This window comes from Streptomyces sp. NPDC002144 (genome assembly GCF_053593695.1).
In genome coordinates this window covers 1-6,967 of the sequence record NZ_JBSFDB010000123.1, presented here as the reverse complement: position 1 = coordinate 6,967, position 6,967 = coordinate 1, and the positions used below count along the sequence as shown (strand labels likewise).

The window sequence follows — 6,967 nt, the reverse complement described above, 5'->3', positions numbered from 1 at the left end:
AGTTGAATCAGGGAAATCTACATTTCTAAAAACTATATATGCAGAAAGAGATCCTAAAAAGGTTGCTGTGCTTATTGAGACGAGTAGAGAGAGTTTTTTAAAGTTGGAGTTTCCGGATAGGCTAGTTCATGATTTTTATACTACAAATGGCCGGATTCAGGACGTAATCCGAACTGCTTTGCGTGTCGATCATGATTTCGTCATAGTTCAAGAGGTTCGTGGAATCGAAGCCGAAGGAGCAATTTCAGGTACGGAAAGGGGTACTAGGGGATTACTAATGACTTATCACATTACTGATCCTCAAAATACTGCAATCCAATTAGCAAGACATATTACAGATGAGTTTCCTGCCAGAAAGGAAGCGAATGAGGTTAGAAGAATAGCACAGCAATTAGATTTAGGTTTTACGATGGAATCGAAAGAAAATAACAAAAAACGGCTTACCTCAATATATGAATTGTGTTATGACGTAAATACTGATTCTGCTTGGATAAATTATCTGGTGAAATATGAACCTGATACTGATAGCTGGACGTACAATGCCGAAATATCGCAGGGATTGAAGGAACGTATATTTTCAGTGGATAAACAATTAGGTGAATGTGTAATTGAGCATCTTAAGAAGCAAAGTGAAGCAGCACCCATAGCAGGCGAAACTATCTTCCCTTGTATTTTTAAGGAGGGATAAAGTGATTATAGAATTAGTCTTTAAAATAATAGGGTATTCCTTATTTGTTTATGGGCTCTGGTTGCTTGTAGGAGTTCCCTTTTTATCAGATTATATTGAAACAGAAATTAAGAAATTAAAACGAAAACGAGCAATAAAAAGGTTAAAAGATTTAAATAATACGGAATACGAGGATGAGTCACATTCCAAACTATATGAACATATTGAGTTAACCTTATCTAGTTTGCAAAAAAAACATGGAAGAAACCAAGTTTTTAACTTTTTCTTTCTAACGTGTATCATTTTCGTTGTTTCGTTTATATTCTTATTTGTTTTCTTGCAAGAGCTAATTGTAGCCCTATTGCTTAGTGTGATTTTTGCAATAATCCCTTACTTGTTAATGCGATTTTTACTCATTAACTTAAGGATAAGAACATCTATTGCATTCTATGAAATGTCTAACGTCTTATTACAAAACTACCAGGTATCTAATCGAGACATTTATTATACGGTATTCAATACTTCAAAAGAGACTAAAAATAATACCATGAAAAAGATCCTTATGAAGCTATTGAGCGCCTTACAAAAAGAACGCACAGAAGAAGAATTTAAAAAAGCCGTTAAAATTTTTGCCTATACCATTAATTCAACTCCAGCAAAGCGATTCTCTAAGTTGTTGGAAAAAGCACATTTAGAAAATGCTGATATATCAATTTCATTGAGAAGTCTTCAAGATGATATAAAAAAGAGAAAGCAAGATATGGAAAAAGAAAAGACAGATAAAATGGAAACGGTATTTATGGGTTATCTACCTATTGTAATGTTACCGATATGTTTCTACATGATGATGCAGTTTTCTTCTGGAAGGGATGTATGGTATTACTTTTTCCAAAAGACACCTATTACTTTATTTGCCATTTGTCTTGTTATGGCCATTTCATCAGCACTCACAGCCTTTTTATTAAGTAAACCAAGATCAGATTTATAATGGAAAAAAGTTCTTAAATGTATTGAAAAATATAAGGTATACATGTATACTCGAAATAGAAAGGAGGGATTTACATAACTTTTGATTTAATCTTTTCAGTCATTAAATATACTGTTTATCTCTTACTAGTTTTATCAGCATCTTTTATTGTTTATCGGGGGCTAAGTTCCCAAGAAGAAAGAGATAAACATAGGACGAAAATACAAAAACAAATCGCAGAACAAAAAAAGAAGTTTGTTAAACATGCCAATACTTCGGAATTGGATAAGAAGCTTAAGGCAGCCGGAAATCCAATTGGATTAACAGCAGCCAAATATGAAGCTATTAGAGCAGTAATAATAACTATATTAGTGATTAACTATTGTTTGTTCCCATTAATTAACGGGACGCTTTCAAATACACTGGTAATCATTCCTGCAGTAGCTTTCTTTGCAACAATGACAACAATAAAATATGCGCCAGCAGCAATAATGCTAAATAAACTAGTTGATATGGCTAATCGAAAGAAAATCATTGAGCTTTTTAACTTGTTTGACATGTTAAAAGCCGAGTTAGTATCCCTTAGTCCAAATCAACAAGTGAATGTTTATGGAATATTGAAAGATTCAGCTTCAATGTTTGATTACATAAATGTTCCTGTTAATAAATTCCTTAGTTTATGGAAAGCTGATCCTTTTCAAGCAAAGGAAGTTTTTACATCCATGATTGGTGGAGAAAGTGCAGAAGCGATAGGAGATATTTTATACCGGCTAGATAAAACAAGTAAGGAGGAAGCTTTGAAAATCATTGAAGCAGAATCCGAAGTATTCTCTTATCAATATTATGAGCAACAACTCCAAAATTCAGGGAAAAGAAAAACAGCATATTTTACTTATTACGCTTTAGCATCGGTCATGGTTTTTATATGGCTACTTTATTTAATGTTAGAAATGACTAAAGATTCAGTAACAACAAATCCATTTTAAGGGGGTGAGTGGTACTCATGGAAAAGTTCGTAGCTGCACTATTGTTTATCGTACTTGCTTGTTTTATCTTTGTTAACATGTTCCAAGGCGACATGACTGACTCAATCGGTGGTAAAACACAACAAACTACGGAAGTTATTGACGGAACAAATGTAGAATAACCCATAAATAAGCCATTGAGATAAGATTACCTCAATGGCTTATTTTATAGGAAATAATGTAATAGAGAAGCAGGAGGGTTGTATGGAAAAATTTCTAGTTTTTCTATTGTGTTTGCCTTTAGTCGTGTTAACCACTTTTCAAGGCCCTTTAATACAGAATGCTAGTATGGTAGAAGAAACTATTACTTTAGCTTTATATGAAGGTCAGAAAGAAGCAGCGCTTCAAGGTAGGTACGATAATGAAATATATAATCAAATAAAGGATTATCTTGTTGAACTACATCACTATGATAGAGATAGCATAGAAGTTAAAGGGACGGAAACACTCACAGCAAGGGGAGAAGAAATGAGGATTTCTATTACAGTACCGAAACCTCAAACCAATGTTTTAGAGATGTTCCAATTTAGTAACGATAAACCTTTTACAAAAGAAAAATATATTATGAGCGAGTATAGGTGATAGTATATGTATGATTTTATACGTGTATTCGCAATTATTTTAGTGATGATTTTTTCAATGGTACAAAGTGCTAATATATCTGTTTATGCGAGATCCAGTAAATATCTAAAAGAAGATATTGAGGTAGCGGCGCATGATGCTGCATTACAAATTGATCCGGAAGAAATGTCTAATGGTGATTTTGTAATTGATAAGGATAAGGCGAAGGAAGCCTTTAATAATACTTTTCAAAAGAATACTGGAATGGTAGCTGGTGATTATAAAATATTAACATTTGAGATTTTCGATGATTCTAATTCAACTTTTCCTTTAAAGTATAAACATCCAACTTATGACGTTGAAGATATATTTTTGGGACCTTCTGTATTTGCTATAGTAGAAACGAAGTCAAATAAATACTTTAATGCAGGAGAAAAGACAATACGGAAACTAGGTTCCTATACTTATAAATTAAAGGAAGGGACAACTAACACCCGTTCTTTAAACTCTAGTATTTCAAGTCTTTTAGCGACTGATGATATAGAACAGAAGATAGCGGAAAATGGTATGTATTGGCCTGTTCCGTTTACAAATAATATAACTTCAACCTTTGGTACTAGATCTCACCCAATAACTGGCGAAATAAAACTACATGCTGGTATAGATATAGCAGCAGCCGGTGTTGAAAATAAACCAGCCGTTAGTACATTAGATGGAGAAGTATTATATGCTGGTGAAATGAATGGATATGGGAATGTTGTAATAATTAATCATTCAAATGGTGTTCAGTCTAGATATGGACATTTAAATTCAGTTAATGTGGAAACTGGACAAGCTGTAAGCGCTGGTGATGTAGTAGGAGCTATAGGGAGTACAGGGGATTCCACAGGAGCACACCTTCACTTTGAAATAAGAATAAACAATGAGCCAGTAGACCCAATAAATTATTTTAAAGCTTTTTAGAAAATTTTTCTAAAAAGCTTTTTTTAGTTGGACGATATATAAAGTGAGATTGACTATCACCAAGTATACATGTATACTTGGTGTATAGATAATAAAATGACTGGGGGAAACATTAATGAAGAAAATTTTAGTAAGTGTAGGGATTTTATCTTTGATTTTAAGCGGTTGTGGTGCTGCAGAGGATGATTCTTCTTCAAAGAGTAATGCGGAAAGTGAAGTAGCAGCCAAGAAGACAGATGAAGAAGAGAAAGCCAAAGTAGAAGAAAAAGAAAAAGAGGAAAAGGAGAACAAAGAAAAAGAAGAAGAAAAGTCTAAGGAGGACAAAGAAAAAGAGACTAAAGATGAGAATACTAAAAATGAGGATGATTCTAAAACAAGTGATTCAAAAACAGTAAAAACAGCTGCAGCACAAACTAGTAATAGTGCAGATTCTAAAAGTTCTGTAAAAACAAGTAGCAGTAATTCATCAAGTTCTAACAAATCAAATTCGACTAGTAGCTCTAAGTCTGATTCATCAAGTAGTAATAAATCTAGTTCAACAAACAAAACAAGCTCAACAAGCAATAGTAATAAAACAAGTTCAAATACATCAACAAGTAAACCAAGTTCAAGTTCTCAAAACAAACCATCAAATTCAAATAATGCATCTAGCAGCAAGCCTTCAACATCTAAGCCGTCAACTCCATCAACATCAAAACCAGCAGAAGAAAAACCAGCTGAAACTAAACCAAGTAAACCAGCTGAAACTAAGCCGGAAAAACCAGCAGAAGAAAAACCAACTGAAAGTAAACCGTCAACACCTTCAATTAGTGCTACAGCTCAACAAGTGTTAAAAGCATTGCCAGGTGGATATGACGTAAAAGATGTTAGTGGTGCAGTAGCTATCATGAGTGGCGGTTCTAAAGTAGCATCTGTCTCGCATTCAAGTTTACTTATAGATTCAATTGGACATAAGGAAGCTGGAATTAAAGGGGCTGCAGCTTTAGGTGGAAATGCAGCAAATATTAGAGCAGCTATAGATCAAGCTCTAGAAAATGCTGGTGTTGCTAAAGTGAATGGTGTCCAGGCAATGAAAAATGGAAGCAAAGTAATGGTAACTTGGTAATCGGTTAAAGGAGGATTATATGAAGCTTTTCAAAAAGATTGTCTCTTTAGTATTTATACTTTTAATTTTGTTAAATACTATACCTTCTTATCAAGAAACTGCTTCTGCAAGTCAAAAAGTAACAGTTTTACAATACCAAGGTGAAATTGATAATAAAATAAAGTATCAAAATGAAATCTGGACTGATTACCCTAATCCAGAGTATGGTGATTACCCTGAAACAATTACATATAACGAAAATGGTTATAGCGGAACACTAAAAGCAACAAGAATTAAGCTAGTTCCACAAAATAAAAAGGATCAATGGGTAAAAGATAGAACCAAAACTTTTAAGGATGATTGGACAAGTAATTGGGTTAACAATAAAGATGAAGTGAGTTCTCCAACTTCCGTGAAAGGAAGTTATTTCGATGAACCAAGTGGAAAAAATGTAAGTTATACATTGAAGAAATCAGGTGGATTAAAAGAATCAGACCATAAGGTTGATTGGTTTGAATATAGATCCGAAGGTAGAGCTGATAACTATGATAAAGATAATAATAGATATCTAGGATTTATGTCCAATGATAGTGAGACTTATTATGCTGGTAAATGGACGGATAAAAAACCTGGTGATGCACCAGACAGTTTTTATGGTGATCCATTTCTGTTAGGTATGTATGATTGGAAATTAGTTGATTATGGCTGGGATGAATCGAAAGTAGTAAATGCTGATGATTGGGCCAAAAAAGGGACTTCATATGCCAATAAACTTGTTAAAAGTGATGGAGAGTATTGGTGGAGGTCTGAAAGTGGAAGACTTAACAAATATCGTCGGGGTGTTTGGATTGATTACGAGGTTAGAATCAACTTATATAAGTACAAACAAGATTACCAAGCTACTGTAGATTTACCTGATTATGTGGATTATCAATATTCAGATAAGTGGAAGGTATATGTAGAATATGAAGGTACTTCTTATTCATCTAACTTAACTGCAGATGATATTGTGATAAAAGATCTAAGAGGTAATGTAGTAAATACCTTGATTAAAGGTAAACAATATCAAGCTGAAATAACTTACTCTAATACAGGGGAACTAAGGGCAGAAAAGCATAAAATTGCTTTATACGAAGATGATAAATTATTAAAAGAGACGGAAGCAAATAGTTTAGAAAAGGGCAATAAAAGGACACATAACATAGCGTTCACAGCTGATAATACAGGAAAAAAAGTATTTAAAGCCAAAATTGATTCATCTAATTTAATTCAAGAAACAAATGAACTAGATAATGAAGTTAGTATTAACAAGACAATCAATTATGTGAATTTAAAAGCACAAAGTATAGTTTTTGTTGATTCTAACGAAAAGGAACAAAAGCATTTAGTAAAAGGAAAAACCTACAAGGCAAAAGTAACTTATTTAAATGAGAGTGAAATAGTTGTTCCAGAACACAAGGTTTTATTATCAGAAGAAAAGGAATCAATTGCTGAGGTTACAACAACCTCAATTGAACCTAATAAGGCAAGAACAGTTTATTTAAACTTTACTGCTGCACATTCAGGAGATTCTAGAGATTTTCAAGCTTTTGTAGATAGTGGAGATGATATTGAGGAAACTAATGAAGATGATAATAACCGACATGGAGCGCTTGGCGGTGGAGGCGTGCTTCGGGAACGTCACGGCGCAGACGTAGCCG

Annotated in this window: 7 protein-coding genes; all 7 read left to right on the top strand. The window is 33.5% G+C overall.

The features are described from left to right. On the top strand, positions 1 to 688 hold a 688-nt coding region (locus ACWCQ1_RS51345), incomplete at its 5' end, for a hypothetical protein (RefSeq protein ID WP_451030043.1). Between the two features lies 1 nt (position 689). Then, positions 690 to 1,655, top strand: a complete 966-nt coding sequence (locus tag ACWCQ1_RS51340) for a hypothetical protein (RefSeq protein ID WP_251647411.1) — start codon at positions 690 to 692, stop codon at positions 1,653 to 1,655. Between the two features lie 260 nt (positions 1,656 to 1,915). Beyond that, the gene (locus ACWCQ1_RS51335; RefSeq protein ID WP_251647409.1) at positions 1,916 to 2,620 is read left to right on the top strand and encodes a hypothetical protein; all 705 of its coding nucleotides are present in this window, start codon (positions 1,916 to 1,918) and stop codon (positions 2,618 to 2,620) included. Between the two features lie 195 nt (positions 2,621 to 2,815). Further along, positions 2,816 to 3,241 carry a hypothetical protein gene (locus ACWCQ1_RS51330; protein WP_383466369.1) on the top strand — a complete coding sequence of 142 codons (426 nt, stop codon included), beginning with the start codon at positions 2,816 to 2,818 and terminating at the stop codon, positions 3,239 to 3,241. Positions 3,242 to 3,247: 6 nt separating this feature from the next. Then, on the top strand, positions 3,248 to 4,183 hold the full coding sequence (locus ACWCQ1_RS51325; RefSeq protein WP_251647403.1) for a M23 family metallopeptidase: 936 nt from the start codon (positions 3,248 to 3,250) through the stop codon (positions 4,181 to 4,183). A gap of 115 nt (positions 4,184 to 4,298) precedes the next feature. Then, entirely contained in the window at positions 4,299 to 5,288 is a 990-nt protein-coding gene (locus ACWCQ1_RS51320; protein WP_285308674.1) for a hypothetical protein, read from the top strand. 19 nt (positions 5,289 to 5,307) lie between these two features. Further along, positions 5,308 to 6,967 (top strand): CARDB domain-containing protein (locus ACWCQ1_RS51315; protein WP_451030042.1); only part of this gene is annotated, 1,660 nt, incomplete at its 3' end.

What these genes read in the sequence shown, in the direction of transcription:
- ACWCQ1_RS51330 (WP_383466369.1), top strand. Translation starts at nt 2,816, where the DNA reads ATGGCTTATTTTATAGGAAATAATGTAATAGAGAAGCAGGAGGGTTGT.
- ACWCQ1_RS51325 (WP_251647403.1), top strand. Translation starts at nt 3,248, where the DNA reads ATGTATGATTTTATACGTGTATTCGCAATTATTTTAGTGATGATTTTT.
- ACWCQ1_RS51320 (WP_285308674.1), top strand. Translation starts at nt 4,299, where the DNA reads ATGAAGAAAATTTTAGTAAGTGTAGGGATTTTATCTTTGATTTTAAGC.